This is a genomic window from Ralstonia sp. A12 (assembly GCF_000801955.1).
Taxonomy (GTDB): Bacteria; Pseudomonadota; Gammaproteobacteria; order Burkholderiales; family Burkholderiaceae; genus Ralstonia.
Map to the genome: position 1 here is coordinate 478058 of NZ_JSZO01000001.1, position 24322 is coordinate 502379.

Annotated in this window: 22 protein-coding genes and 1 tRNA gene; 3 read left to right on the plus strand and 20 right to left on the minus strand. The window is 63.5% G+C overall.

The window, feature by feature from the left end; genetic code table 11:
* Positions 1–12: 12 nt before the first annotated feature.
* Positions 13–711, plus strand: a complete 699-nt coding sequence (locus PI87_RS02195) for a TetR/AcrR family transcriptional regulator (RefSeq protein ID WP_039596436.1) — start codon at positions 13–15, stop codon at positions 709–711.
* A gap of 87 nt (positions 712–798) precedes the next feature.
* Here the strand turns inward: PI87_RS02195 and rpiA are convergent, their stop codons facing one another.
* A complete protein-coding gene (rpiA, locus tag PI87_RS02200; RefSeq protein WP_039596437.1) occupies positions 799–1485 on the minus strand; it encodes a ribose-5-phosphate isomerase RpiA in 687 nt (228 codons plus the stop codon).
* 150 nt (positions 1486–1635) lie between these two features.
* Here rpiA and tal point away from each other — a divergent pair, with 150 nt between their 5' ends.
* Positions 1636–2595 (plus strand): transaldolase, encoded by a 960-nt coding sequence (gene tal / locus PI87_RS02205; protein ID WP_039596033.1) that lies wholly within the window; start codon positions 1636–1638, stop codon positions 2593–2595.
* Between the two features lie 14 nt (positions 2596–2609).
* On the opposite strand, the gene PI87_RS02210 is transcribed toward tal, so the two are convergent.
* Genes PI87_RS02210 through rnr form a run of 3 tightly spaced genes read right to left on the minus strand, consistent with a single transcriptional unit; the run spans position 2610 to position 6763 of the window.
* Positions 2610–3359, minus strand: a complete 750-nt coding sequence (locus tag PI87_RS02210; RefSeq protein WP_039596034.1) for an SIR2 family NAD-dependent protein deacylase — start codon at positions 3357–3359, stop codon at positions 2610–2612.
* On the minus strand, positions 3356–4111 hold the full coding sequence (rlmB, locus tag PI87_RS02215) for a 23S rRNA (guanosine(2251)-2'-O)-methyltransferase RlmB (RefSeq protein ID WP_039596035.1): 756 nt from the start codon (positions 4109–4111) through the stop codon (positions 3356–3358). The genes PI87_RS02210 and rlmB overlap by 4 nt, the downstream gene beginning before the upstream one ends.
* 48 nt (positions 4112–4159) lie before the next feature.
* A complete protein-coding gene (gene rnr / locus PI87_RS02220; RefSeq protein ID WP_039596036.1) occupies positions 4160–6763 on the minus strand; it encodes a ribonuclease R in 2604 nt (867 codons plus the stop codon).
* 70 nt (positions 6764–6833) lie between these two features.
* Here rnr and PI87_RS02225 point away from each other — a divergent pair.
* Positions 6834–6918, plus strand: a tRNA-Leu gene (locus PI87_RS02225).
* 357 nt (positions 6919–7275) lie between these two features.
* Here the strand turns inward: PI87_RS02225 and PI87_RS02230 are convergent.
* From PI87_RS02230 to rlmN, 16 genes are all read right to left on the minus strand, one after another.
* Entirely contained in the window at positions 7276–7851 is a 576-nt protein-coding gene (locus tag PI87_RS02230; RefSeq protein WP_039596037.1) for a phosphoribosyltransferase, read from the minus strand.
* A 129-nt stretch (positions 7852–7980) separates the two neighbouring features.
* Positions 7981–9321, minus strand: a complete 1341-nt coding sequence (locus PI87_RS02235) for an adenylosuccinate synthase (protein WP_039596038.1) — start codon at positions 9319–9321, stop codon at positions 7981–7983.
* A 95-nt stretch (positions 9322–9416) separates the two neighbouring features.
* Positions 9417–10580, minus strand: a complete 1164-nt coding sequence (locus PI87_RS02240) for an ATP phosphoribosyltransferase regulatory subunit (protein ID WP_039596039.1) — start codon at positions 10578–10580, stop codon at positions 9417–9419.
* Positions 10581–10647: 67 nt separating this feature from the next.
* Positions 10648–10848: a DUF2065 domain-containing protein gene (locus tag PI87_RS02245; RefSeq protein ID WP_039596040.1), complete on the minus strand. Its 201-nt coding sequence runs from the start codon at positions 10846–10848 to the stop codon at positions 10648–10650.
* A gap of 78 nt (positions 10849–10926) precedes the next feature.
* On the minus strand, positions 10927–11844 hold the full coding sequence (gene hflC, locus PI87_RS02250) for a protease modulator HflC (RefSeq protein ID WP_039596041.1): 918 nt from the start codon (positions 11842–11844) through the stop codon (positions 10927–10929).
* A 10-nt stretch (positions 11845–11854) separates the two neighbouring features.
* Positions 11855–13237 (minus strand): FtsH protease activity modulator HflK, encoded by a 1383-nt coding sequence (gene hflK, locus PI87_RS02255; protein WP_039596042.1) that lies wholly within the window; start codon positions 13235–13237, stop codon positions 11855–11857.
* A gap of 56 nt (positions 13238–13293) precedes the next feature.
* On the minus strand, positions 13294–14547 hold the full coding sequence (gene hflX / locus PI87_RS02260; protein WP_039596043.1) for a GTPase HflX: 1254 nt from the start codon (positions 14545–14547) through the stop codon (positions 13294–13296).
* Between the two features lie 75 nt (positions 14548–14622).
* Positions 14623–14862 (minus strand): RNA chaperone Hfq, encoded by a 240-nt coding sequence (gene hfq, locus PI87_RS02265; protein WP_003263868.1) that lies wholly within the window; start codon positions 14860–14862, stop codon positions 14623–14625.
* A 290-nt stretch (positions 14863–15152) separates the two neighbouring features.
* Entirely contained in the window at positions 15153–16496 is a 1344-nt protein-coding gene (der, locus tag PI87_RS02270; RefSeq protein ID WP_039596044.1) for a ribosome biogenesis GTPase Der, read from the minus strand.
* Positions 16497–16690: 194 nt separating this feature from the next.
* A complete protein-coding gene (gene bamB, locus PI87_RS02275; RefSeq protein ID WP_039596045.1) occupies positions 16691–17857 on the minus strand; it encodes an outer membrane protein assembly factor BamB in 1167 nt (388 codons plus the stop codon).
* A gap of 51 nt (positions 17858–17908) precedes the next feature.
* Complete coding sequence (locus tag PI87_RS02280; RefSeq protein ID WP_039596046.1) at positions 17909–18544, minus strand: YfgM family protein; 636 nt, start codon at positions 18542–18544, stop codon at positions 17909–17911.
* Positions 18545–18569: 25 nt separating this feature from the next.
* Positions 18570–19892 (minus strand): histidine--tRNA ligase, encoded by a 1323-nt coding sequence (hisS, locus tag PI87_RS02285; RefSeq protein ID WP_039596047.1) that lies wholly within the window; start codon positions 19890–19892, stop codon positions 18570–18572.
* A 61-nt stretch (positions 19893–19953) separates the two neighbouring features.
* Positions 19954–21237, minus strand: coding sequence for a flavodoxin-dependent (E)-4-hydroxy-3-methylbut-2-enyl-diphosphate synthase (gene ispG / locus PI87_RS02290; protein WP_039596438.1), 1284 nt, complete (start codon positions 21235–21237; stop codon positions 19954–19956).
* A 54-nt stretch (positions 21238–21291) separates the two neighbouring features.
* Positions 21292–22380 carry a RodZ domain-containing protein gene (locus PI87_RS02295; RefSeq protein ID WP_039596048.1) on the minus strand — a complete coding sequence of 363 codons (1089 nt, stop codon included), beginning with the start codon at positions 22378–22380 and terminating at the stop codon, positions 21292–21294.
* Positions 22373–23170: a type IV pilus biogenesis/stability protein PilW gene (gene pilW / locus PI87_RS02300; RefSeq protein WP_039596049.1), complete on the minus strand. Its 798-nt coding sequence runs from the start codon at positions 23168–23170 to the stop codon at positions 22373–22375. The genes PI87_RS02295 and pilW overlap by 8 nt, the downstream gene beginning before the upstream one ends.
* Complete coding sequence (gene rlmN, locus PI87_RS02305; protein ID WP_039596050.1) at positions 23167–24318, minus strand: 23S rRNA (adenine(2503)-C(2))-methyltransferase RlmN; 1152 nt, start codon at positions 24316–24318, stop codon at positions 23167–23169. The genes pilW and rlmN overlap by 4 nt, the downstream gene beginning before the upstream one ends.
* Between the last annotated feature and the right edge of the window lie 4 nt (positions 24319–24322).

Consider the following 24322-nt stretch of genomic DNA (forward strand, 5'->3'; position numbering starts at 1 on the left):
CACAAGACGATCATGCGAGACGACCCAGCAGCAGCCACCCCGTCAGAGCCCACGGAAACTGCCGCGCCAATGCGGCGGCGCAAGGCGCATATCCGCGCGTCGAACGAAGCGCACCTGCTGGCCTGCGCGGAGGCGGTGTTTGCGGAGCGTGGCCTCGAAGGTGCCAGCACGGCCATGATTGCCGAGCGCGCCGGCCTGCCGAAAGCCAACCTGCACTACTACTTCCCGACCAAGCTGGCGCTGTACACGCGCGTGCTCGAAGACCTGTTTGAGGACTGGCACCGCGCCGCCAATTCGTTTGAAGACAGTGACGATCCGGCCGAAGCCATCGGCGGTTACGTACGCGCGAAGATGGAGTTGTCACGCCGCCGGCCGCTGGGCTCCAAGGTCTGGGCCAACGAGATCATCCACGGCGCGGAGCACATGCAGGACATCCTCACCGAGCGCGTCAAACCGTGGTTTGACACGCGCGTGCGGGTGATCGATAGCTGGATCGCACGCGGCCTGCTCGCGCCCATCGATGCACAGACGCTGATGTACCTGATCTGGTCGACCACGCAGCACTATGCCGACTTCGAAGCGCAGATCCGGGCGCTCTCGGGCAAGCGCGCGCTCACGCAAAAAGCCTTTGCCGAACGGACGGAGGAAGTCGTGCAACTCGTGCTGCGCGCCTGCGGCGCGGTGTCGGACAGGCCATCCGACAAACGTTGAGGGGCCAGAGCGGCCGCCAAACAAAAATGCCGTTCAGCGTGAACTGAACGGCATCTTTTTTACGTCCGACGGTGGTCGGCGTCGCGTTTAGAAATCGCGACGCTGCACACCCGTTTCCGTGCCCAGCAGCAACACGTTCGCGCCGCGCTTGGCAAACAGGCCAACCGTCACCACGCCTGGAATGTCGTTGACCACCGTTTCCAACCCCTTCGGATCGGCAATCCGCAGGCCCACCACATCCAGGATCACGTTGCCGTTGTCGGTCTTGTAGATCTGGCCTTCCTTGGTCATGCGCAGGCGCGGCTGACCGCCCAGCGCAGCGAGTTGGCGTGCGACGGCGGCACGTGCCATCGGCACCACTTCCACCGGCAGCGGGAACACGCCCATCGTTTCGACCAGCTTGCTGCCGTCGGCAATGCAGACGAAGACGTTGGCCACCGAGGCAACGATCTTCTCGCGCGTGAGCGCACCGCCGCCGCCCTTGATCATGGCGCCCGAAGCGTCGATCTCGTCGGCGCCGTCCACGTACACGGGAATCGCGTCGACTTCGTTCAGATCGAGCACCGTGAAGCCGTGGCCCTGCAGGCGGCGCGTCGAGGCTTCCGAGCTCGACACTGCACCGGCAAAACGTGCTTTGTGCGGCGCCATCGCGTCGATGAACAGGTTGGCGGTCGAGCCGGTGCCGACGCCCAGCACGGCGCCCTCGGGCACGTTGGCCAATACGTAATCTGCGGCGGCCTGCGCCACCAGCGCCTTCAGTTCATCCTGCGTCATCGCAAACACTCGGTCGGGATCGGAAAACCCAGTAGTGTACCGGATCAACATAACGGCCCTCCTCCGGCTAGCCGAGGCAAACCTGCGGAGTACAATCGATTCATCCTTCACCCTCCAGCGCAATGCTGGAACGCATTCCGGACTCGCTTTATGACTCAGCTCGATCAACTCAAGCAGTTCACCACCGTCGTCGCCGACACGGGCGATTTCCAGGCCATGCGCGCCTATGCGCCACACGATGCGACCACCAACCCGTCGCTCATCCTGAAGGCCGTGCAGAAGGCCGAGTACCGCCCGCTGCTGGAGCAGGCCGTGCGCGATGCGCGCAGCGACAGTGTGGAAGACATCATCGATGCCGTGCTCGTGGCCTTCGGCTGCGAGATCCTGTCGATCATCCCGGGCCGCGTGTCGACTGAAGTCGATGCGCGCCTGTCGTTCGACACCGAGGCGACGGTCGCCAAGGCCAAGCATCTGATCTCGCTATACGAGGCGCGCGGCGTAGCGCGCGAGCGTGTGCTGATCAAGATCGCATCGACGTGGGAAGGCATTCGTGCGGCGGACCAGCTTCGCGCCGAAGGCATCCGCTGCAACATGACGCTGTTGTTCTCACTGGCCCAGGCCGTGGCGTGCGCGGAAGCGGGCGTGCAGCTCATCTCGCCCTTCGTCGGCCGCATCTACGACTGGTACAAGAAGGACGCCGGCGCCAACTGGGACCCGGTCGCGCAAGGCGGCGCGAGCGACCCGGGCGTGCAGTCTGTCCTGCGCATCTACAACTACTACAAGAAGTTCGACTACACGACCGAGGTGATGGGCGCGAGCTTCCGCAATACCTCGCAGATCGTCGAACTGGCCGGTTGCGACCTGCTGACCATCAGCCCGGATTTGCTCGCCCAACTGCAGCAATCGGACGCGCCCGTCGAGCGCAAGCTGTCGCCGGACAACGCCAATGCCGCCAACATCGTGCGCCTGCCCGCTGATGAGAAATCGTTCCGCTGGCACATGAACGCCGACGCCATGGCCACGGAAAAGCTGGCCGAAGGCATCCGCCTGTTTGCGGCGGATGCGGTCAAGCTCGAAGCGTTGATTGAGCCGCTGCGCGTGGCAGCGTAAGAAAGGGTAGTGCCCTACCCCAGCATGGCGGGCAAGCACACGCCCGCCGGCTGGTGGATCACCAGATCCGCCGTCGTGTCCAGCGCACTCGGCTCCGGATTCACGACGATCACCTTGGCGCCGTGGTCCTTCGCCAGACCCGGCAACCCGGCCGCTGGATACACCATGCCGGACGTGCCCACCACTAGGCATACGTCACACGTGTTGGCCGCTTCTTCGGCCCGGTAATTCGCTACCAGCGGAAGCTGCTCGCCAAACCACACCACACCCGGACGCAGCATTGCGCCGCATGTCGCACAACGCGGCGGCCGGCCCGGCTCGGCCGTCGCAACATCACATTTGCCGCAACCGCCAAGCCACTTGTCGACGAACAGGTTGCCGTGCAATTCAATCACGCCTTCACTGCCGGCACGCTGATGCAAGCCATCGACGTTCTGCGTGACCAGCGTCACCGTCTTGCGCTTGGCCAGCGCGGCAATGGCAACGTGCGCCGGATTCGGCTGGGCTTGCAGCACGCGCTCGCGACGCTCCAGATACCAGTCCCACACCATGCGCGGGTGCTTGCGGTATGCGGCCTCGGTGGCCATGTCTTCCGGGTTGAAGCGCGACCAGAGGCCGGTCAGCGCATCACGGAAGGTCGGCACACCGGATTCTGCCGAGACACCCGCACCGGTGAGCACCATGATGCGCTCGGCGGCGTCGATCCAGGCGTGCGCCTGGGCAAACGCAGCCGCATCGGATGCGGCCGTCGGTTCGGTGCTCATCCCTTCTTGGCTGGCGCCGCGGCGCGCTGGCGCACGGCCTCGAACAGGCACACGCCGCTGGCCACCGACACGTTCAGGCTTTCCACGCTGCCCGCCATCGGAATGCTGACCAGCCCGTCGCACGTCTCACGCGTGAGGCGGCGCATGCCTTCGCCTTCGGCGCCCATCACGATGGCGATCGGGCCCTTGAAGTCGGCCTGATAGAGATCCTGCTCGGCTTCGTCCGCCGTGCCGATCACCCATACGCCACGCTCCTGCAGCTCGCGCAGCGTGCGCGCCAGGTTGGTCACGGTGATGTAGGGAACGGTCTCGGCGGCGCCACTCGCCACCTTGGCAACCGTGGTGTTGATACCGACGCTGCGATCCTTGGGAGCAATCACCGCATGCGCACCGGCCGCATCGGCCACACGCAGGCAGGCGCCCAGGTTGTGCGGATCGGTCACACCGTCGAGCACCAGCAACAACGGCGTGCCCTCGATGCTGTCGAGCAGCTCATCCAGGTTGAGCGCCAGCGACAGCGACTCTGCCTTGGCGACCACGCCCTGGTGGCGATCGGTGCCGGCAATGCCGTGCAGGCGGTTGTTGTCAGCCGGAATCAGGCGCACGCCCGCTGCTTCCGCCGCTTTCAGGAAATCCTGCATGCGGCGGTCGCGGCGGTTAGCCTCGAAATAGATTTCGTCGATCGACTTCGCGTCGTGGCGCAGTCGGGCGGTAACGGCATGGAAGCCGATGAGGAGCTTGGACTTGGACATGGCGCGATTGTACCCGTCTGCCCTCGCTCCTCAGCGGTTTTCCAGGCTTTACCGGCCCTTGGGCTTGCGCGGCGCCTTGGTCGGCGCCTTGCCCATCGTCTTGCGTGCCGTGGTCTTCGCACCGCCCTTTGGCTTAGGCGCGCGCGTTGCCTGCTTCTTGCGGGCCGGCTTACCGTGCGCATGGCCCGGCGGTTGAGCGCGCGAGCCCGGCTCAAACACCGGCTGCTCTTCGAAAACGCGATCGAGCGTCTCGTCGAACGACTCCTCGGGCTTGGCGGTACCACCCAACAGCGCGGCCAGTTGGCGGGGCTTCTTGCGGCCAACCGGCGGTGCAGATGTGGCCACGGCCGGCTGACGACCCGCTGTGGCTTCCGGTGCACCCGTCACCTTGGTCGGGCGCAACGCCTTGGCCGACGGCTCCTGAATCAGACGGAAATCCATCTTGCGCGCATCCAGATCCACACGCAGCAACTGCACGCGCACACGGTCGGTCAGACGGTAGCGGATGCCGGTGCGCTCGCCGCGCAGTTCGTTGCGGGCTTCGTCGTACTGGAAGTAGTCGCTGCCGAGTTCGGTCACGTGCACCAGACCTTCCACATACAACTCGTCGAGCTGCACGAAGATGCCGAACGAGGTGACCGCGCTGACGGTGCCCGAGAACTCGTTGCCGAGCTTGTCGCGCATGAAGTAGCACTTGAGCCAGGCCTCGACGTCACGCGAGGCTTCGTCGGCACGACGCTCGTTGGCCGAGCAATGCACGCCCAGCTCATGCCAGATCGCCTCGACCTTGGCCTTGTTGACGATGGCTGCCGGCACGCCCTTTTCGGCTTCCGCCTGCAAACGGCGTGCCTTGGGCGACAGCGCGCTGTTCAGCTGCACGCCCGGCGCCAGCGCCGGCACATAGCGCGTGTGATGCAGGATCGCCTTGATGGAGCGATGGACCAGCAAGTCCGGGTAGCGGCGGATCGGGCTGGTGAAGTGTGCATACGCCGGATACGCCAGACCGAAGTGGCCGATGTTGTCCGGGCTGTAGACCGCCTGCTGCATCGAGCGCAGCAGCATGGTCTGCAGCATCGGTGCATCAGGGCGCGCGGCGATCTTTTCCATCACCTCCGCGTAGTCGGACGCCTGCGGCTTGTCGCCGCCGCCCAGCGTCAGGCCGCTGGTCTTCAGGAAAGCGCGCAGCGCCTGCAGCTTTTCTTCCGTCGGGCCCGCATGCACGCGGTACAGCGCCGGATGCTTGTACTTCTCCAACATCTCGGCCGCGCAGACGTTGGCCGTCAACATGCACTCCTCAATCAACCGGTGTGCATCGTTGCGCGTGCGCGGCAGGATCTGCTCGATCTTGCCTTGCGCATTGCAGACGATGTACGTCTCGGTGGTATCGAAGTCGATCGCGCCACGCTCGCGGCGCGCCTTCAGCAATGTCTGGTACAGCTCGTACAGGTCTTGCAGATGCGGCACCAGCGGCGCGCGCTTGGCAGCCTCCGGGCCCTTCACATTCGACAGAATCGACCAGACCTCGTTGTAGGTCAGGCGCGCCTTCGAATGCATAACGGCCGGATAGAACTGGTAGGCCTTGATCTCGCCCTTCGCGCTGATGACGGCGTCGCAGACCATGCACAGGCGATCCACTTCCGGATTCAGCGAGCACAGGCCGTTGGAGAGCTTCTCCGGCAGCATCGGGATCACGCGGCGCGGGAAGTAAACCGAGGTGGCACGGTCAATCGCATCTGCATCGAGCGGATGCCCCGGCCTGACGTAATGCGACACGTCGGCAATCGCCACGATCAGACGCCAGCCTTTACTACGCCCGATCTTCACGGGCTCGGCATACACCGCGTCGTCGAAGTCGCGTGCGTCTTCACCGTCGATGGTGACGAGCGGCACATCGCGCAAATCGATGCGGCCCGCCAGATCGGCATCACGCACGGCATCCGGCAACGCCTCGGCCTCGCGCTGCGTCGGCTGGGAGAACTCATGCGGCACACCGTACTTGCGCACGGCAATCTCGATCTCCATGCCAGGGTCGTCGATCTCGCCCAGCACTTCGACCACGCGGCCGATCGGCTGCACGTAGCGATCCGGATACTCCAGGATCTCCACGCTCACCACCTGGCCAACCTTGGCCTTGCCCTGCCCCTTGGGCGCAATCAGGATGTCGCGACCCAGGCGCTTGTCTTCGGGCGCCACCACCAGCGTGCCGCTCTCCGAGAGCAGGCGGCCGATGATGCGTTTGTTGGCACGCTGCAGGATCTCGACGATCTGGCCTTCCGAGCGCCCGCGGCGGTCGTATCCGACGGCACGCACCAAGGCGCGGTCGCCGTGCATGGCCTTCTGCATCTCGCGCTCGGGCAGGAAGATGTCGGGCTCGCCGTCATCGCGGACGAAGAAGCCGAAGCCATCGCGGTGGCCGATCACGCGGCCTTCGATGAAGTTAGGTTGGTGCGCCAGTTCGTAGCGCCCCTTGCGGTTGAGTTCGATCTGACCATCCCGCTCCATGGCGGTCAGACGCTTGATGAAGCCGTCGTGCTCTTTACGGGTGACCGACAGCGCCTTGGCGATATCGGTGGCAGACAGCGGAGACCCCGAAGTGCGCAGCACGCCAAGGATTTCCTCGCGGCTCGGGATCGGATAAGTCGGCTGATTCAATTTTTTCTTCTAGAGTATTGACAAGTTCGCTGGATAACGTAATAATCACAGCTTCGGTACACGCACACCTGCCCAGGTGGCGGAATTGGTAGACGCACTAGTTTCAGGTACTAGCGGGTAACTCCGTGGAGGTTCGAGTCCTCTCCTGGGCACCAGAGTTTAGGAACGGCGCAACGCAAGTTGCGCCGTTTTTCTTTTCTGCGACCGGATTATTGATCCGTTGTTGACGCGACATTCCGCGAAGGACGACAGGCATTGTGTCTCGACTATCGCACCGGGGCTGGGCCAGGATCACCGGCTCGCACATCCCAAGCGCTGGGTGGGCTCGATGCCCGACGCATCCATCAAGACACGCCGCGCTTCGATCATCCGCGCAGAGGAACCGCAAAGCCAGTCCGTACGCGGGTTTCGGGCCCGTATTGCGACCCGTCACGTGAGGTTACCGAAGTGGCACGCACGGCGCAAGCCGCACACGCCACCGCCCTCTTGCTTCGACGCAATCCACCAACGAATCAAACTGCTGCCGGGGCTTCGCCGTTGCCGGCTGCACGCGCCTTACCGCGCTTGATCCACGCCGAGAGATTGTGCGGACGCAGCGTGTCGTACTCCTCGAACGGCTGGTGGATCCACGGGTTGGTCGGCAGGAACTGCACGGCGTAGTCTGGCTTGATCTTCGAGCACCCCTTGTGCCACAGCACAGCGGTACGCACGTCGGTGACGGCGGGATAGCGCTCCTTCAGGTGGCGCCCTACTCGCTCCAGCGTAATGCCCGAATCCACCAGATCATCAACCAACAGCACACGACCCGACAACTCGCCACGCGTCATGGTGATGTACTGCGCGATATCGAGATCACCCTGTTGCGTACCGGCAGCTTCGCGATAGCTGCTGGTCGCCAGAATCGCCAGCGGCAAATCGTAGATGCGCGAGAGCTGATCACCGACGCGCAGACCGCCGCGCGCCAGGCACAGAATCTTGTCGAACTTCCAGCCCGACTCATGCACAACCAGCGCCAGGCGCTCGATCAGGCTGTGATAGTCATCCCAGGACACCCACAGGTGCGAGTCATCGTTGATCGGCTGGTTCATGGTGTTCCTCGTCTTGATCATGAATGCGGCGTGGGTTGCCGCTGTCTTGTTCTGTAAAAAGCGCTGCTGAATACAAATTCGCCCGGCGAATCACCGGGCGAGCAAGTCAACTGCGTGGTCTGCTACGCGTCAGCCCTTGTACGGATGACGCAGCAGGATGGTCTCATCTCGGTCGGGACCGGTCGAGATCATAGCGATCGGAATACCGGCCACTTCCTCCACACGCTTGAGATACGCCTGCGCGGTCTCGGGCAGCGCGTCCCACTCCTTCAGGCCGAAGGTCGACGTGTTCCAGCCCGGGAATTCTTCGTAGATCGGCTGGCAGCGCGCCACGGCGTCAGAGCCACGCGGCAGGATGTCGACTTCCTTGCCGTCGAGCTTGTAGCCGACGCACAGCTTGATGGTTTCCAGGCCATCGAGCACGTCGAGCTTGGTGATGCACAGGCCCGACACACCGTTGATCTGGATCGCGCGACGCAGTGCAGCGGCATCCAACCAGCCGGTGCGGCGCGGACGACCCGTGACCGAACCAAACTCCTTACCAACGTTGGCCAGACGCACGCCGGTCGGGTCCTGACGCGCGGGATTGTCCGCGTCGTACAGCTCGCTCGGGAACGGGCCGGAGCCCACGCGCGTGCAGTATGCCTTGGTGATACCCAGGATGTAGTGCAGTTGACCCGGGCCCACGCCCGCACCTGCTGCGGCGTTGCCGGCCACGCAGTTGCTCGACGTCACGAACGGATAAGTGCCGTGGTCGATGTCAAGCAGCGTACCTTGCGCGCCCTCGAACATCAGGTTCTTGCCCGCGGCGTTCACGGCAAACAGTTCGGCCGACACGTCCGTCACCATCGGTGCGAGACGCTCGCCGTACGGCAGCATCTCGTCCAGCACTTGCTGGAAATCCAGCGCAGGATGGTTCAGGTACTGCGTCAGGACGAAGTTGTGGAAGTCCAGGTTCTCACGCAGGCGCTCGGCAAAATACGCCGGGTCGAACAGGTCTTGCACGCGCAGCGCGCGGCGAGCCACCTTGTCTTCGTACGCCGGGCCAATACCGCGGCCAGTGGTGCCGATCTTGGCGGCGCCGCGCTTGAGTTCGCGCGCCTTGTCGATGGCAACGTGGTACGGGAGGATGAGCGTGGCGGCTTCCGAGATACGCAGGCGATTCTGCACCTGCACGCCGGCCGATTCCAGCTCGTCGATTTCCTTGAACAGTGCCTCGGGCGAGAGCACCACACCGTTGCCGATGTAGCACGCGACGCCGTCGCGCATGATGCCCGACGGGATCAGACGCAGGATCGTCTTTTTGCCGCCGATGATGAGGGTATGGCCTGCGTTATGTCCGCCCTGGAAACGAACCACGCCTTGCGCGTGATCGGTCAGCCAATCGACGATTTTCCCTTTACCTTCGTCACCCCACTGGGTGCCGATGACGACGACATTGCGTCCTTGGCTCACTGCTGGTGCGGACATGTTGAATTTGCAGATGGGTTAAAAACGTATTCTACCCTTGTTATCAGGGTCTTCCCTGAAATTACCGGGTATTTACAGAACGTTATGCAACACGCTCAGGCCAAAGCCTTGCGTGGCTTGACGATCCAGCTTCCGCCCTCTTCCACGAGCTGGCGGTCGTAGGCGAATTCTTCGAGATCTTCCGGGTGGCCTGGCAACGATTGGATGACGATCTCGCCGGCAGCGCGCAGGGCGGCAATCGCCTCGCGCAGCTTGGCGTCACCCGACCACGGTGCGTGGATGGCGGCAGCGCGTGCCTCCACCGGTGATATGCCGGCCACCTCGCGCAGGTCCAGCGAGAAGCCAGTCGCCGGGCGGGCACGACCGAAGGCCTCACCGACCTTGTCGTACCGGCCGCCGCGCGCCACGGCATTGGGTACGCCCGCCACGTAGGCCGTAAACATCACACCACTGTGGTAGTGATAGCCACGCAAGTCGGCAAGGTCGATGTTGACTGCGGCGCCGCCTGCACGTTCGGCCAGGCTGGAAAGGTCGTCCAGCGCACGGCCGATAGCTGGCAGCGCCGGCAGTTGCGCGCGGGCACGGGCAAGCACATCGACACCGCCATACAACGACGGCAGCAGGTTAATCGCATCGCGCTGGGTCGTGGGCAGATCAGCCGTCAACACACGAAGCGCCGGCACGTCCTTGGACGCCAGCGCCGCAAACAATTCGTCCTGGACGCTCAACGCGACCGGCGCCTGCTCCAGCAACGCGGCCAGCACGCCAACGTGACACAGATCGAGGCGCACATCGGCCAAGCCTGCCGCCGATAGCGCGGCCAGCATGAGGTCCTGGATTTCCAGATCGGCTTCCAGACCGGCGTGGCCGTAGATTTCGGCGCCAATCTGCAGCGGCTCGCGCGTGACGTGGAAACCACTCGGTCGCGTGTGCAACACCGAACCTGCGTAGCACAGGCGCGTCACGCCAGCCCGATTGAGCAGGTGGGCGTCAATGCGGGCGACCTGCGGGGTGATGTCGGCACGCAGGCCAATGGTGCGGCCGGAGAGCTGATCGACTAGCTTGAAGGTCTTCAGATCCAGATCGTGGCCAGTGCCGGAGAGCAGCGATTCGATGTACTCCAGCATCGGCGGCATGACCAGTTCGTAGCCATAGGTACGGAACAGGTCGAGCATGCGGCGGCGCAACTCTTCAATCTTGCGCGCCTCGGAAGGCAGCACGTCGGCAATGGATTCAGGCAGCAGCCAATTGGTCGGCATGGCGGTCTCGGTCAGAAATCGAGGGACAGCGGAAATTCGGAAAGCTGAGGAAAAGTGGAGCGGTGGCTCAGTGATGCAGCAGACGCAGCAGGATCAGCCCCACCGCCATCGACACCAGGCCGATCACGCGCAGCTTTTCATCGGGCAGCTCGATCAGCGCCTGGAAGGCACGGCGCCAGGCCTGCGGGGCGACAAACGGCAGGATGCCCTCGAACACGAGCACCAGCGCGCACGCAGCCAGCAAAACGGTGGGGAGTGACTCTTCCATGAGATGCGAGTGGCGAACGAACAAAACCCCGGCAAGCCGGGGTCTGTCCGCCTCAAATACGATCAACGACGCATTGTACTAGCGATGGCGCCCCGTCTGGGTAGCTGCTGGCGCTGCGGCCGAGCCGCCACCGTTCGGGCTGCGCATGTACTTGAAGAAATCGCTATTCGGCTGCAACACCATCACATCCTTGCGGTCGCGGAACGAGGCGCGATAGGCCTCCATGCTGCGCCAGAACGCGGCGAACTGCGGGTCGCGGCCAAACGCGTCGGCGTAGATATCAGCGGCACGGGCATCGCCCTCACCTTTGATCTTCTGCGCATCGCGGTAGGCATCGGCCAGCACGACTTCGCGTTGGCGGTCGGCATCAGCGCGGATCTTTTCACCTTCGGCGGCGCCGGTCGAACGCAGCTCGTTGGCCACGCGCTTGCGCTCGGCTTCCATACGGCGGTAGACCGATTCGGTCACGCTGGCCAGCAGGTCCACGCGCTTCAGACGCACGTCGATGATGTCCACACCAACCGACTTGCCGTACTCCTGCACGCCCTTGAGGATGCTCTGCATCGCGGCCTCACGGTCAGTGGAAACCACATCGGAGACAGTGCGGCGTGCAAACTCATCGCGGGCAATGGAGTTGATTTTCTGCGTCATGCTGTCCTGCGCGAGGCGGTTGTCGCCCTTGAAGCTCACGTAGAACAGACGCGGATCGGCAATCTTCCACTTCACGAACCAGTCGACCAGCAGGTTCTTCTTCTCGGCCGTGATGAAGCGGTCTGCGCCGGCCACATCAATGGTCTGCAGGCGCTTGTCCATGAACACCACGTTCTGCAGCGGCGGCGGCAACTTGAAGTGCAGCCCCGGCTCTTTGATGACCTGTTTGATCTCACCAAAGGCGAACACCACGGCGTACTGCCGCTGATCCACCACGAACACCACCGACGAGAACACCGCCAGGGCAATTACCAGCGCCACGAGGGCGGAAATCAGACGATTCATATGCCCTCCTTTAGCGGGAATCGCGGTCACGGTTACGCAGCGCCTCGCGCGAACGCGAGTCGGCGTCACTCATCGACGACGGGTTGGAGGGCGTGGGTGCGCCTTGCGCCGACCCGCTGTCCTGCGGCGAAGCGCCGGGCGTGGGCGCAGGGCGAGACGTATCGCCCTGCGTCTGCGCGATCAGCTTGTCCAGCGGCAGATACAGCAGACTGCCATTGCCGCTCTGATCGACCAGCACCTTGTTTGCGTTGGCGTAGATGTCCTGCATGGTCTCCAGATAGATACGGTCGCGCGTCACCTGCGGCGCCTTCGCGTACTCGCGCTGCACCGAGGCGAAACGGGCCGCGTCACCTTCTGCACGTGCCGTGACACGCGCCTTGTAACCTTGCGCCTCTTCAACCAAGCGCGCAGCCGTACCCTTGGCACGCGGCACCACGTCATTGGCGTAGGCCTGACCTTCGGAAATCGCGCGCTCGCGATCCTGGCCCGCCTTGGTCACGTCGTCGAATGCGGCCTGCACCTGCTCGGGCGGCTGCACGCTCTGCACGTTCACACTGAGAATGCGGATGCCAGTGTTGTACGCCGTCAAAATGCGCTGGATCGATTCAGCCAGGTTACGGCCGACAGCATCGCGCCCTTCGTACAGCACGGAGTCCATCTTGTTGCGGCCGACGATCTCGCGCACCGAGGTCTCAGCGGCTTGCGTCACGAGCTCTTCGTCACCACCACGGTCCGTGCGGTTGAAGAACAGGTACTTGACCGGATCGGCAATGTTGTACTGGACCGAGAAACGCACGTCGACGATGTTCTCGTCCTGCGTGAGCATCGACGAATCTTTCAGGTTCGTGTCCTTGATCTGCGTGGTGCGGCCGATTTCCAGCGTACGCACGCCCGACAGGTTAACGATCTCATGCGATTCGATCGGATACGGCAGACGCCAGTTGATACCCGGCGTAGCCAAGTACTTGAAGCGACCGAACTGCAGGATCACACCGGTCTGCCCTTCCTGGACGATAAAGAAGCCGCTGGCCTGCCACAGGCCCGCCAGCACAGCCAACAACACGCCGACACCGAGACCGGAGCCACCGCGGCCGGTGCCCGGCCGCAGCGGCGTCGGACCACCGTTGCCGCCGTCACCACCCTCCTTGCGGCCGAACAGGTTGTTCAGACGACGGTTGAAGTCGCGCCAGAGCTCATCGAGATCGGGCGGACCATCCTGGGGCGGCTTGCTTTGGCGCTTCGGCTCATCTTTGTCTTCGCGCTCGGCGTTGTTGTCATCGCCGCGACCCCAGCGCGGATCGTTCAGTGAAAGCAGCACGCGCAGGCGGTGCCACATGCCCCGCGCCGGACGGGGCGAGGCCATGGAAGAAGACTGGGTCGAAATCTCGGGCATGAGCGGTTGGGCTTGTCCTGATTGTCTGACTGCAAAAGAAGTAACGGGTGATTCTATCAGCCCTCTTCGTCACCTTCGGCGGAAGAGCCGCTGCCAGGCAAGTTCTGCGACAGTTCGTCACGTTGCACAGAGAGGTGATCCCGACGGGTATCGAAGCGCGGATCGAAGTCGCCGCCATGCGACGCCGGGTTCTCGCGCAGGCGAGTCGCTGTTTCGACCAGCGCCTCACGCAGCAGATCCAGCCCGACGCCTTCGATCGCAGACACGAACACGCGCCGCACGGCACCGTTTTCGTCACGCTCGATACGCGGGCCCTGCGCACGCAGCTCCTCGGCAGCGTCGATCTTGTTCATCACCAGAATCTGCGGGATGCCGCTGGCGTCAATTTCATCGAGCACGCGGTCAACCTGCTCCATCTGTTCATGCTTGACAGTGCTGGCAGCGTCCACCACGTGCAGCAACACATCGGCGTGCACGGTTTCTTCCAATGTGGCGCGGAAAGCGGCCACCAGTTGCGTCGGCAGATCGCGGATGAAGCCGACCGTGTCCGACAGCACCACGTTGCCCAAGCCTTCCAGGTACAACCGGCGGGAGGTGGTGTCCAGCGTGGCGAACAGCTGGTTGGCAGCGTAGGTACGCGCCTTGGTCAGCGCGTTGAACAGGGTGGACTTGCCCGCGTTCGTATAACCGACCAGCGAGACGGAGAATGCATCGTTGCGACTGCGCGAACGGCGTTGCGTATCGTGCTGGCGCTGGAGCTTGTCCAGCTCGGACGACAGGCGCTTGGCGCGTTCGTCCAGCATCCGGCGATCCAGTTCGAGCTGGCGCTCACCCGGGCCACCACGCAAGCCGACCCCGCCCTTCTGACGCTCCAGATGGCTCCACGCCCGCACCAGGCGTGCCGCCTGATAGCGCACACGCGCAAGCTCCACCTGCACCTTGCCGACGTGGCTCTGCGCGCGCTGGCTGAAGATGTCGAGGATGAGGCCCGTCCGGTCCACCACGTGGCGGCCGAAGAAGCGCTCGAGGTTACGCTGCTGCGCAGGGCTCAGCGCGTGGTTGAAGATGACGATCTCGGCGTCTTCCTCGTCCGCGGCGATCTTCACCTCCTCCGCCTTGCCCGAGCCGATGAACAGCGATGCGTCCGGCCGGGAACGTTTGCCAGTGACTGCACGCACAGGTTCGGAGCCGGCAGTAGAAGCCAGCAACGCCAGTTCACTCAGGCTTTCCTGAAAATCGTGTTTGCCGAAATCGACCGCAACCAGAATGGCGCGTGTCGGCTCCGGGTTGGAGGTGGGATGAGATGCCAAGCGGGGAAATGAAGAAGGGGTGAAACCAGGGTGGGTGCGTCCCGCCGCGCAGAGGGCGGCGGGAGCGAGGCAGAATCAGGCGTCGGACGCTTCGTCCACGCGGAAATTCACGGCACGAGCCGGCACCACGGTGGAGATTGCGTGCTTGTACACCATCTGCGTAACGGTATTGCGCAGAAGCACGACGTACTGGTCGAACGACTCGATATTGCCTTGCAGCTTGATGCCGTTGACGAGGTAGATCGACACCGGCACATGCTCCTTACGCAGCGCATTCAGAAACGGGTCTTGTAGCAATTGCCCTTTGTTGCTCATGGCACACTCCAGATTTATAGGTTTAGTGATGGGTTATGGGGCTGGGAAGCCCGGGTTCAAGCAGGCGACGCAAAAAAAGTTCGTCAAAAGAGTCCGCCAGGTGAATCTAAACGACACCAATGGCGCACGAGGCGCCATGTTTCGTGAATTTAGCCTTAGAAATCTGGGAAAGCAAACGGAAAACTGCGCTGACTTCGCTATACGAAATAGCTAGCTCAGCCTTCTGGTGATCCCCCGTTCGAATGCCCTGCGTCGCCCGTGCCCTCGGTTGAGCGCGACTTACGCAGCGCTCACTCGTTGGATTGGGCGTACGGGTTTTTGTTCGTACGAAATTCGATTCGCAGCGGGGTGCCCTTCAACTGGAAAGCCTCGCGGAAACGCCCTTCCAAGAAGCGACGGTAGGTGTCGGGAATGTTCGACAGCGCATTGCCGTGGATCACCACAATCGGCGGGTTGGAACCACCCTGGTGCGCATAGCGCAGCTTCGGACGGGAAACGCCTGCGCGACGCGGCTGCTGGAACTCAACCGCTTCCTGCAACACGCGGGTGAGCTTGGGCGTCGGCAGCTTGACCATGGCGGCAGCGTAAGCCGCGTCCACCGACTTCAGCAGCGCGCCGATACCCGTCTTTTCCTTGGCCGACACGTAGTGCACGTTGGCGAACGACAGGAACTGCAGCTTGCGCTCCAGATCGTGTTTGATACGGTCACGCGCGTGGCCCGTGAGCCCATCCCACTTGTTCACGCCGACCACCAACGCGCGGCCCGACTCGACGATGAAGCCGGCGATATGCGCATCCTGGTCGGAAATATCCTGCTGCGCGTCGAGCAGCAGCACCACCACGTTGGCATCCGCAATCGACTGCAGCGTCTTGACCACCGAGAATTTCTCGATCGCCTCGAACACCTTGCCGCGCTTGCGCAGGCCCGCCGTGTCGATGAGCGTATAGGGCTTGCCGTTGCGCTCGAAATCCACGTAGATGGAGTCGCGCGTGGTGCCCGGCATGTCAAACGCGATCACACGCTCCTCGCCGATCAGCGCGTTCACCAGCGTCGACTTGCCTACGTTCGGACGGCCGACGATAGCAATGCGCGTGCCGTGGTCGTGCGCATCGGCTGCCTCGGCAAGCTCCGGACGCTCGGCAAATGCGAGGTCGAGCGCTTCCGCCACCAAATCGTTGACGCCATCGCCGTGCGCAGCCGAAATGGCGGCTGGATCGCCCAATCCAAGCTCGTAGAAATCGGAGGCGACCGAGGTGTAGCGCATGCCCTCAGCCTTGTTGACGGCCAGGAGAATGCGGCGCCCGGTCTTGCGCAGATAATCGGCAATCACGCGATCCTGCGGCGCCAGCCCCAGGCGGCCATCGACGATGAAGATAACCACGTCGGCCTCAACCACGGCCTGGCGCGTCTGCTTGGCCATCTCGGCGACGATGCCTTCTTTGGCGACGGGCTCAAAACCGCCGGTGTCGATGACGATGAACGGACGCTCGCCGATGCGACCCTCACCATAGTGACGGTCGCGGGTCAGGCCGGGGATGTCCGCGACCAGCGCGTCGCGCGAGCGCGTCAGGCGGTTGAACAGGGTCGATTTGCCGACATTCGGCCGCCCCACGAGGGCAATGACTGGTTTCATGCTTGTGTACCGCACGCGAATGGCGTCACGGCAAATTCCGGTTGTTGCAACTGCAGTTGGCACCCGCACGGCCTACCGAACAGATGCAAGACGCCCGCGGGATACGCGGGCGCAGGTTCGAGGCGCCGGCAACCGCCTGCCGCCCCGAGTGATTCGCTTGCCGTCGCGGCGTTATCTGCCCGCGACGGCTGGTGTTACTTCGGCAGGTAGCCGTAGACGCCACCGCCGCTCGTCTGCACGACGAGCGTCTGGCCGACCACTACCGGCGCCGCGCTGATGGCGCTGCTGTCCGCCTTCACGCGGGCAACGAACTTACCGCTGTCGCTCGCCAGGAAGTGCAGCCAGCCCTCGGCGTCGCCGACGATGACCGCGTGACCGAATGCCAGCGGCGCGCCCAGATCACGCCACAACAGCGCGTCGTTCTTCCAAAGGTCTGCGCCATTCTGGGCATTGAAACCATAGACGACCGACTTCTCATCCGCCGCGAACAGCGAACCACCATCCTGCGTCACGCCGGTCGGCGAGGAGAAATCGCGGCCCCAGCGCGGAGCACCGGTGCTGACGTCGAAGCACGCCACGCGCCCCTGGAAGCTGGCTGCGCAAACCTGTTGGCCGTCGATCGACGGCGCACCTGTCACGTCATTCAGGCGCTCAATTTCCGACACGCCACGCGGATACGATACCGCCGCTTCCCAGCGCAGCGCCCCGTTGTTAGCCGCCAGTGCACCCAGCTTGCCGCCCGCAAAACCCAGGATGACATTGTCACCAGCGAAAATCATCGGCAGGCTGCTGCGCAGGTTCAACGCCGACGGCGAGCGTTGGTAGATCCACTTGCGATCGCCGTTGCCGCCGTCCAGGCCCAGAATACGGCCGTCAGTCGTACGCACGATCACCAGCCCCTGACCAACCAGCGGCGCGGTCAGCACTTCACCGTTGACGGTGGCCTTCCACTTTTGCGCACCCTTTTCATCAAATGCGACGACGGTACCCTTCTCGCCGGCCACGGCGGTAAGCGTGCCGTCGCTGCCCGGACCGGACGTCAGATCGACATCCGCCTTGCCTTGCCATACGGTGCGGCCGGTTGTGCCATCCAACGCCGTCACACCGCCGTTGGCGGCCGACACGTAGACGTTGTTACCCCAGACGAACGGCTGCATCACGTAGCGGCCGCTCTTGCCAACGCTCACGCTCCACGCCTGGCTCACGGCCAGCGCCTGCTGAACTTCCTTCAGCTTGGCGGGCTCATGCTTGCTCTTGCTGCTGAACAGCGAGCAACCGCCCAGAACGGCCGTCGCCGCCAGTGCCAGCACCGCGACACGCGCTGCGCGCGCGAGACCACCCTGCTCAAGTGCGTGAATCATGAAATCGGGATCCTTTTGTTATGCGTTGAAGTGCTACCCAAGCGTTGCCGATCAGGCGCCGCCCAGAGCATCCAGCTTGAACTGCACGATCTGGCGAGCCGAAGCGTCTGCCGAGCCGAACTTCTCCAGCGCCAGCTTGTAGGCGGTACGCGCGTCTTCGGTCTTGTTCTGTGCCGCAAGCAGGTCGCCGCGACGGTCAGCAAACAAAGCCGTGAACGCCGGCGCAACGTCGCCGGAGACTAGCGCGAGGCCCTGATCGTAGGCTTTCTCATCGAGCAGCAGACCCGCCAGGCGCAGCTTGGCGAGGGCTTTGTATTCGTCATCACGTGCGTGGTCGATCGTCCATTGCAACTGCGCCTTCGCGCTGGCTGCATCGTTCGCCTCGTAGAGTGCCTTGGCAGCAGCCAGTGCTGTCATCTGCGCATAAGCGGTGCGGCCGAACTTGTCTTCCATGTCGGTAGCGGCGCGCTTGATCTTCTCAGCATCCTTGCCTTCGACAGCCTTCTGCACCTGCTCATACAGCACAGACGCTTCGCCCGCCTGCTTGCGTTGCCAGTTCTTCCAGCCAAACCAACCGGCTACGGCCAGCAGCACCACGATGGCGATCCACGTCACCACGTTGCCGTTGTCGCGCCACCAGTGCTTGAGGCTCTCTAGTTGTTCCTGTTCTTCGAGATCGTAGGCCATGCTTTGCAGAGCTTGAGGTTGGGAGTTAGTCGCTGTTTGCCACCATGGCATCAATCAGACGGTCGACCAATTGGTCAGCCGGCACGGTCTGCTGGGCGTCGGCGCTCGGGTCGCCACGCAGCGGCTTGATCTGCGCCACACCTTGGGCGACTTCATCGTCGCCAATGATAACCGCATAGGATGCGCCACTTGCGTCGGCACGCTTGAACTGCGACTTGAAGCTGCCGTTGCGCCCTTCCGCCGAGGCGTGAAGAATGACGTCAAGGCCTGCATCACGCAGACGCTCGGCGGCCACCAGCGCCTGCACCTGTGCGTCATCGCCTTGGTGAACGATGTAGACGTCGCAGCCTTGCGCCTCCGGCTCCAGCTTTTCTTCACGCAGCAACTCGATGATGCGCTCCACGCCCATCGCCCAACCGCATGCTGGGGCCGGCTTGCCGCCGATCTGCTCGATCAGCGGATCATAGCGGCCGCCACCAGCCACCGTACCTTGCGCGCCGAGCTTGTCGGTCGTCCACTCGAACACGGTGAGGTTGTAGTAGTCCAGCCCGCGCACCAGACGCGGGTTGATCGTGAACGGGATGTTGTTGGCCTTGAGCAGCTTCTGCACGCCCTCGAAGTGCGCGCGCGATTCTTCGCCCAGATAGTCGATCAGCTTGGGCGCGCCGGCTGCCATCTCCTGCAGCGCAGGATTCTTCGTGTCGAGCACGCGCAGCGGGTTGGTATACAGGCGACGCTTGCCGTCTTCGTCAAGGATGTCCTGGAAGCCTTCCAAGTACTTGATGAGATCGGCACGGTGCGCCGCGCGCTCGTCCGCCTGGCCGAGCGAGTTCAGCTCGAGCTTCAGGCCGACCAGACCGAGGTCGTCCCACAGGCGCTGGCACATCAGGATGACTTCCGCATCGATGTCCGGGCCGGCAAAGCCCAGCGCTTCCACGCCCACCTGATGGAACTGGCGGTAGCGGCCGCGCTGCGGACGCTCGTGGCGGAACATCGGGCCCGTGTACCACAGCCGCTTCGGGCCGTCATACAGCAAGTTGTGTTCGATCACAGCGCGCACAGCGGCAGCAGTACCTTCCGGGCGCATCGTCAGTTGCTCGCCGTTCAGGGCGTCGGTGAAGGTGTACATCTCCTTCTCGACGATGTCCGTTACCTCGCCGATGCCGCGCACGAACAGTTGTGTCTGCTCGACGATCGGCGTGCGGATCTGCTGGTAGCCGTAGGCGCGCAGCATGCTGCGCACGGCGTTGTCGAAGTGCTCCCACAGCGGGGCGTCGCTGGGCAGCAGGTCGTTCATGCCCTTGACGCCCGCGATCTTCTGCGCGCGTTGTTGTTTGGGTTCGCTCATGATGTCACGTTAAAAGCCGGCCTATTCTGTGGGCCGACTTGTCGTTTCTTGCTGTGAAGCCTTATGCCGTCTCGGTTTGCGCGCCGTAATGCGTGCGCACATACTCGTCGACGATCGTCTGGAATTCTTCTGCGATGCGCTCGCCGCGCAGCGTCTTCACCTTCACGCCGTCGACGAACACTGGCGCCGCCGGCGACTCGCCCGTACCCGGCAACGAAATGCCGATGTTGGCGTGCTTGCTCTCACCCGGCCCGTTGACGATGCACCCCATCACGGCCACGTTCATCTCTTCAACGCCAGGGTGCGTCACTTTCCACGTCGGCATCTGCTCGCGCAGGTATGACTGGATACGCGCTGCCAACTCCTGGAACACCGTGCTGGTCGTGCGACCACAACCGGGGCAGGCAATGACCATTGGCGTGAAATTGCGCAGGCCCATGGTCTGCAAGATCTCTTGCGCGACGATCACTTCCTTCTCGCGCGGCGCACCGGGCTCTGGCGTCAACGAAATGCGGATCGTGTCGCCGATGCCTTCCTGCAGCAGCACCGACAGTGCCGCCGTCGAGGCAACGATCCCCTTGCTACCCATACCTGCCTCGGTCAAGCCGAGGTGCAGCGCGTAGTTGCAGCGGCGCGCCAGTTCGCGGTACACCGCGATCAAATCCTGCACCGCCGACACTTTGCACGACAGGATGATCTGACTACCCGGCAGACCAATCTCTTCCGCCTTCTGCGCCGATTGGATCGCCGAGGTGATCAACGCCTCGACCATCACCGTGCGTGCATCCCACGGGGTTGCACGCTGGGCGTTCTCGTCCATGATGCGCGCGAGCAGGTCCTGGTCCAGGCTGCCCCAGTTCACGCCGATGCGCACCGGTTTGTCGTAGCGGCAGGCGATCTCGATCATCTGCGCAAACTGCGTGTCACGCTTCGCGCCCTGCCCCACGTTGCCGGGGTTGATGCGGTATTTGGACAGCGCCTGCGCGCACTCGGGATAGTCCTGCAGCAGCTTGTGGCCGTTGTAGTGAAAATCGCCGACCAGCGGCACGTCCACGCCCATGCGGTCGAGCTGCTCACGGATGGCGGGCACGGCTGCAGCTGCAGCCGGCGTATCAACGGTGATCCGCACCAGTTCAGAACCGGCCCGCGCTAACTCTTTCACCTGGATCGCCGTGCCGATGGCGTCCGACGTGTCGGTATTCGTCATCGATTGCACGCAGACCGGCGCAGCGCCGCCCACGTGAACGATGCGGTCACCCCAGCGGATCTCCGCCGCACGCGAGTTCCGGCGCGGCAGCGGGCCAGGCAAAGCGGGAGCGCAATCGAGAGGCGTGAAGGTTTCCATGATCAGGCGAGGCACGGCGCCCAATCAGACGCCGCGCCGCTCAACAAAAACGGTTCAGGGCAACGTAGCCCGTGCCACGCGATTGCGGGCGTACTTCTGGATGTCGACCGATGCGCCACCCACAGTCAGCGACTCGACGGCCTCGGCATTGCCGAAGGTCACCTTGAACGGCGGGGTGCCGGTCAGGTCGCGTGCGTCACCTTCCTTGGCCAGGCCGCTAGCAAGCGTCTTACCAGACTTATCCTTGATCTCGAACCACGACGCGCCCGAAAAACGCACCGAGACCGTACCACTACCGGTTGCCGACTCAGCCGGCTTGGTGGTTGCGTTTGGCACGGCAGCGACAGGCGCATCGACGTTGATCACGGCGGGCTTGGTGCTAACAGCATCAGCCACAGGTGCCGGTGCAGCGCTGTTGTCGGAACGCGGCAGCGTGGGCGGCGGCGCCAGCGGCGCGGTCACCACACCAGAGGCCGGAGCAACCGGTGCCACAGGCGTCAACGGCGTCGGCATCGAGGCAGCCGGCGTTTCTGTCTGGGCCGGGGCGGGTGCTTGCACGGCCTCGGCCGGCGCCGGTTGCGGTTGAGCCGGCGCGACTTCCTTCGCGGCAGGTTCGGTGGCCTGCGTAGCGGCCGTCTGCGCGGCAAACCACTGCTTCAGGCGATCCATGCCAGCCAGTGCACCACCAGCCACAACCACAGCCACCAAGGCACCGATGAGCCAACCGCTGCCACCGCGACGCTTGCCAAAGCTCGGCTTGTCGGAGAACGACTCACCCAGCCCACCTTCAGGACGCAAACCAATATTGGTGACCTGAGCGCGCACGTTCAGTCGGACAAGCTGGTCGTCGACATCCACCTGCAAAGCACGCGCATAGGCGCGGATCAGCCCCTTGGTGAACGTCATGTCAGGCAACGCGCTCACATCGGCAGCTTCCACAGCCAACAGCTTGCCCGGCGCCACCTTCAGGCGCGTGGCAAGATCTTCGACCGTCAAGCGCTGGCGCTCACGGCCGGCACGCAGGCGTTCAGCAATCTCGCGCAGCGCATCGTCGCGCTCCGGCGATGCGGCCGCGGGCGAACCCGAGGCAGGCGCGGCACCTTGAGAAAGGTCAGCGGCGCTTGCCACGTCGCGGTCAGTCATCCCACGCTCCTCGTTCGAAAGCCGCCTCTTCGGGCGCATTGGGGAAACGGCGCTGCAGTTGCGCGCTCCATGCATTCTGTTGCGAGACATCGCCCACGCGGCGCGCAATGCGTGCGCCCAACCACAGGCTCTCGGCCGTCGGATTGCCGCGACCGTTGACACGCTCAACAAACGGCATGGCGCGCGAATATTCGCGGCGCTTGTAGTAGAGCTGCGCCAACGTCATGTTGGTCAGCGGATTGTTCGCGTCGATGTAGGTGGCGCGCGTCAGGCTCTTCTCTGCACCATCCAGATCGCCCTGGCGCATCTGGCAAACACCCAGGTTGGTCCACGGCTTGGCCGGGCTGCCGGCTGCCGGCGCCTCAATGGCCTGACGCAGCATTGTCATGCCTTGATCAGGCTTGCCACCCTGCGAGCACAGGAACCAGCCGTAATTGTTCAGCAGATCGCCATCTTGCGGCGTTGCCGCCAGTGCGCTGCGAAAACTGTCGTCGGCCTGCTCGCGTTGCCCCAGGCTCATGTAAGCCAGCGCACGGATGTGATACGCACCCGGCACGTTCGGGTCGATCGTGATGGCGTTCTTGATTTCCTCAAGCGCCGTTGCGGCCTGGCCAGCTTCCAGGTACTGCGTCGCGAGCTGCAATCGGATCGCAGCCCGGCGGCCGGTGTCGGCCTTTTGATCGGGGGCTGTCGTAACTTCTCGTGTCTGTGTCTGAGCCGGCGGCGGCAATGCGCACCCGGCGGCTGCCAGCGTGAAGACCAGACTGACAGCAGTCGACCAACGCTTCATGCGGTACCCATACGGTGAGTGGAGTCGGCCCCGACCACGGGGATCTCGACGATCTTGCCAAACTTGCCGCGCTCGGCCAGGCGCGTGCGATCCTTGACCTCGCCAGCCAACTGGCCGCAGGCTGCATCGATGTCATCACCGCGCGTCTTGCGGATGGTGGTGACGATGCCGGCGTCCAGCAGCACTTGCGAGAAACGGCGGATCTGCTCGTTGTTTGAGCGCTTCAACCCGGACTCGGGGAACGGGTTGAACGGGATCAGGTTGAACTTGCACGGCACGTCGGCCACGACGCGCAGCAGTTCACGGGCGTGCTCGACGGTGTCATTGACGCCATCCAGCATGCAATATTCGAAAGTGATGAAATCGCGCGGCGCGAACTCGAGATAGCGGCGGCAGGCTGCCATCAGCTCGGCCAGCGGGTACTTCTTGTTCAGTGGCACGAGCACATCGCGCAGCGCATCGTTGGACGCATGCAGCGACACAGCCAATGCCACGGGCACATCACGCGCGAGACGATCCATCATCGGCACCACGCCGGAAGTGGACACCGTCACACGACGGCGCGACAGACCATACGCGTTGTCGTCCAGCATCAGACGCAAAGCCGGCACCACAGCGTCGTAATTCAGCAGCGGTTCACCCATGCCCATCATCACCACGTTGGTAATGACGCGGTCGTCCTTGGGGCCGCGACCGAGCTGCTGGCGCATGGCGAATTCGGCCATCCAGAGCTGACCAATGATCTCGCCCACGCCGAGATTGCGCGAGAAACCCTGTTTGCCGGTCGAACAGAACCGGCAGTTGACGGCACATCCCGCCTGAGACGACACGCACAGCGTGCCGCGCGTCTCTTCGGGGATGTAGACCGTCTCGACGGCATTACCCTGCCCCACATCGACCAGCCACTTGCGCGTGCCGTCCGACGAAAGGTGATCGGAAATGACCGCCGGCGCCTGGATGTTGGCGCGGGTCGCGAGCTTTTCGCGCAGCGACTTGGCGAGATCAGTCATCTCGCCAAAATCGGACGCGCCCGACTGGTGAATCCAGCGCTGCAATTGCTTGGCGCGGAACGACTTCTCCCCCAGGCTCTCGCAGTACGCGAGAAGACCCTGTGCGTCGAAATCGAGAAGATTCACCACATCGCTCATGACT

Excerpts from the sequence above, each read along its gene's own strand:
- hflK (WP_039596042.1), bottom strand. The coding sequence starts at position 13,237 with ATGCCCGAGATTTCGACCCAGTCTTCTTCCATGGCCTCGCCCCGTCCG.
- PI87_RS02230 (WP_039596037.1), bottom strand. The coding sequence starts at position 7,851 with ATGAACCAGCCGATCAACGATGACTCGCACCTGTGGGTGTCCTGGGAT.
- PI87_RS02195 (WP_039596436.1), top strand. The coding sequence starts at position 13 with ATGCGAGACGACCCAGCAGCAGCCACCCCGTCAGAGCCCACGGAAACT.
- tal (WP_039596033.1), top strand. The coding sequence starts at position 1,636 with ATGACTCAGCTCGATCAACTCAAGCAGTTCACCACCGTCGTCGCCGAC.
- PI87_RS02245 (WP_039596040.1), bottom strand. The coding sequence starts at position 10,848 with ATGGAAGAGTCACTCCCCACCGTTTTGCTGGCTGCGTGCGCGCTGGTG.
- hfq (WP_003263868.1), bottom strand. The coding sequence starts at position 14,862 with ATGAGCAACAAAGGGCAATTGCTACAAGACCCGTTTCTGAATGCGCTG.
- der (WP_039596044.1), bottom strand. The coding sequence starts at position 16,496 with ATGAAACCAGTCATTGCCCTCGTGGGGCGGCCGAATGTCGGCAAATCG.
- PI87_RS02210 (WP_039596034.1), bottom strand. The coding sequence starts at position 3,359 with ATGAGCACCGAACCGACGGCCGCATCCGATGCGGCTGCGTTTGCCCAG.
- pilW (WP_039596049.1), bottom strand. The coding sequence starts at position 23,170 with ATGAAGCGTTGGTCGACTGCTGTCAGTCTGGTCTTCACGCTGGCAGCC.
- PI87_RS02295 (WP_039596048.1), bottom strand. The coding sequence starts at position 22,380 with ATGACTGACCGCGACGTGGCAAGCGCCGCTGACCTTTCTCAAGGTGCC.
- ispG (WP_039596438.1), bottom strand. The coding sequence starts at position 21,237 with ATGGAAACCTTCACGCCTCTCGATTGCGCTCCCGCTTTGCCTGGCCCG.
- PI87_RS02240 (WP_039596039.1), bottom strand. The coding sequence starts at position 10,580 with ATGCCGACCAATTGGCTGCTGCCTGAATCCATTGCCGACGTGCTGCCT.
- bamB (WP_039596045.1), bottom strand. The coding sequence starts at position 17,857 with ATGATTCACGCACTTGAGCAGGGTGGTCTCGCGCGCGCAGCGCGTGTC.
- PI87_RS02235 (WP_039596038.1), bottom strand. The coding sequence starts at position 9,321 with ATGTCCGCACCAGCAGTGAGCCAAGGACGCAATGTCGTCGTCATCGGC.
- hflC (WP_039596041.1), bottom strand. The coding sequence starts at position 11,844 with ATGAATCGTCTGATTTCCGCCCTCGTGGCGCTGGTAATTGCCCTGGCG.
- rlmN (WP_039596050.1), bottom strand. The coding sequence starts at position 24,318 with ATGAGCGATGTGGTGAATCTTCTCGATTTCGACGCACAGGGTCTTCTC.
- hisS (WP_039596047.1), bottom strand. The coding sequence starts at position 19,892 with ATGAGCGAACCCAAACAACAACGCGCGCAGAAGATCGCGGGCGTCAAG.
- rpiA (WP_039596437.1), bottom strand. The coding sequence starts at position 1,485 with ATGACGCAGGATGAACTGAAGGCGCTGGTGGCGCAGGCCGCCGCAGAT.
- PI87_RS02280 (WP_039596046.1), bottom strand. The coding sequence starts at position 18,544 with ATGGCCTACGATCTCGAAGAACAGGAACAACTAGAGAGCCTCAAGCAC.
- rlmB (WP_039596035.1), bottom strand. The coding sequence starts at position 4,111 with ATGTCCAAGTCCAAGCTCCTCATCGGCTTCCATGCCGTTACCGCCCGA.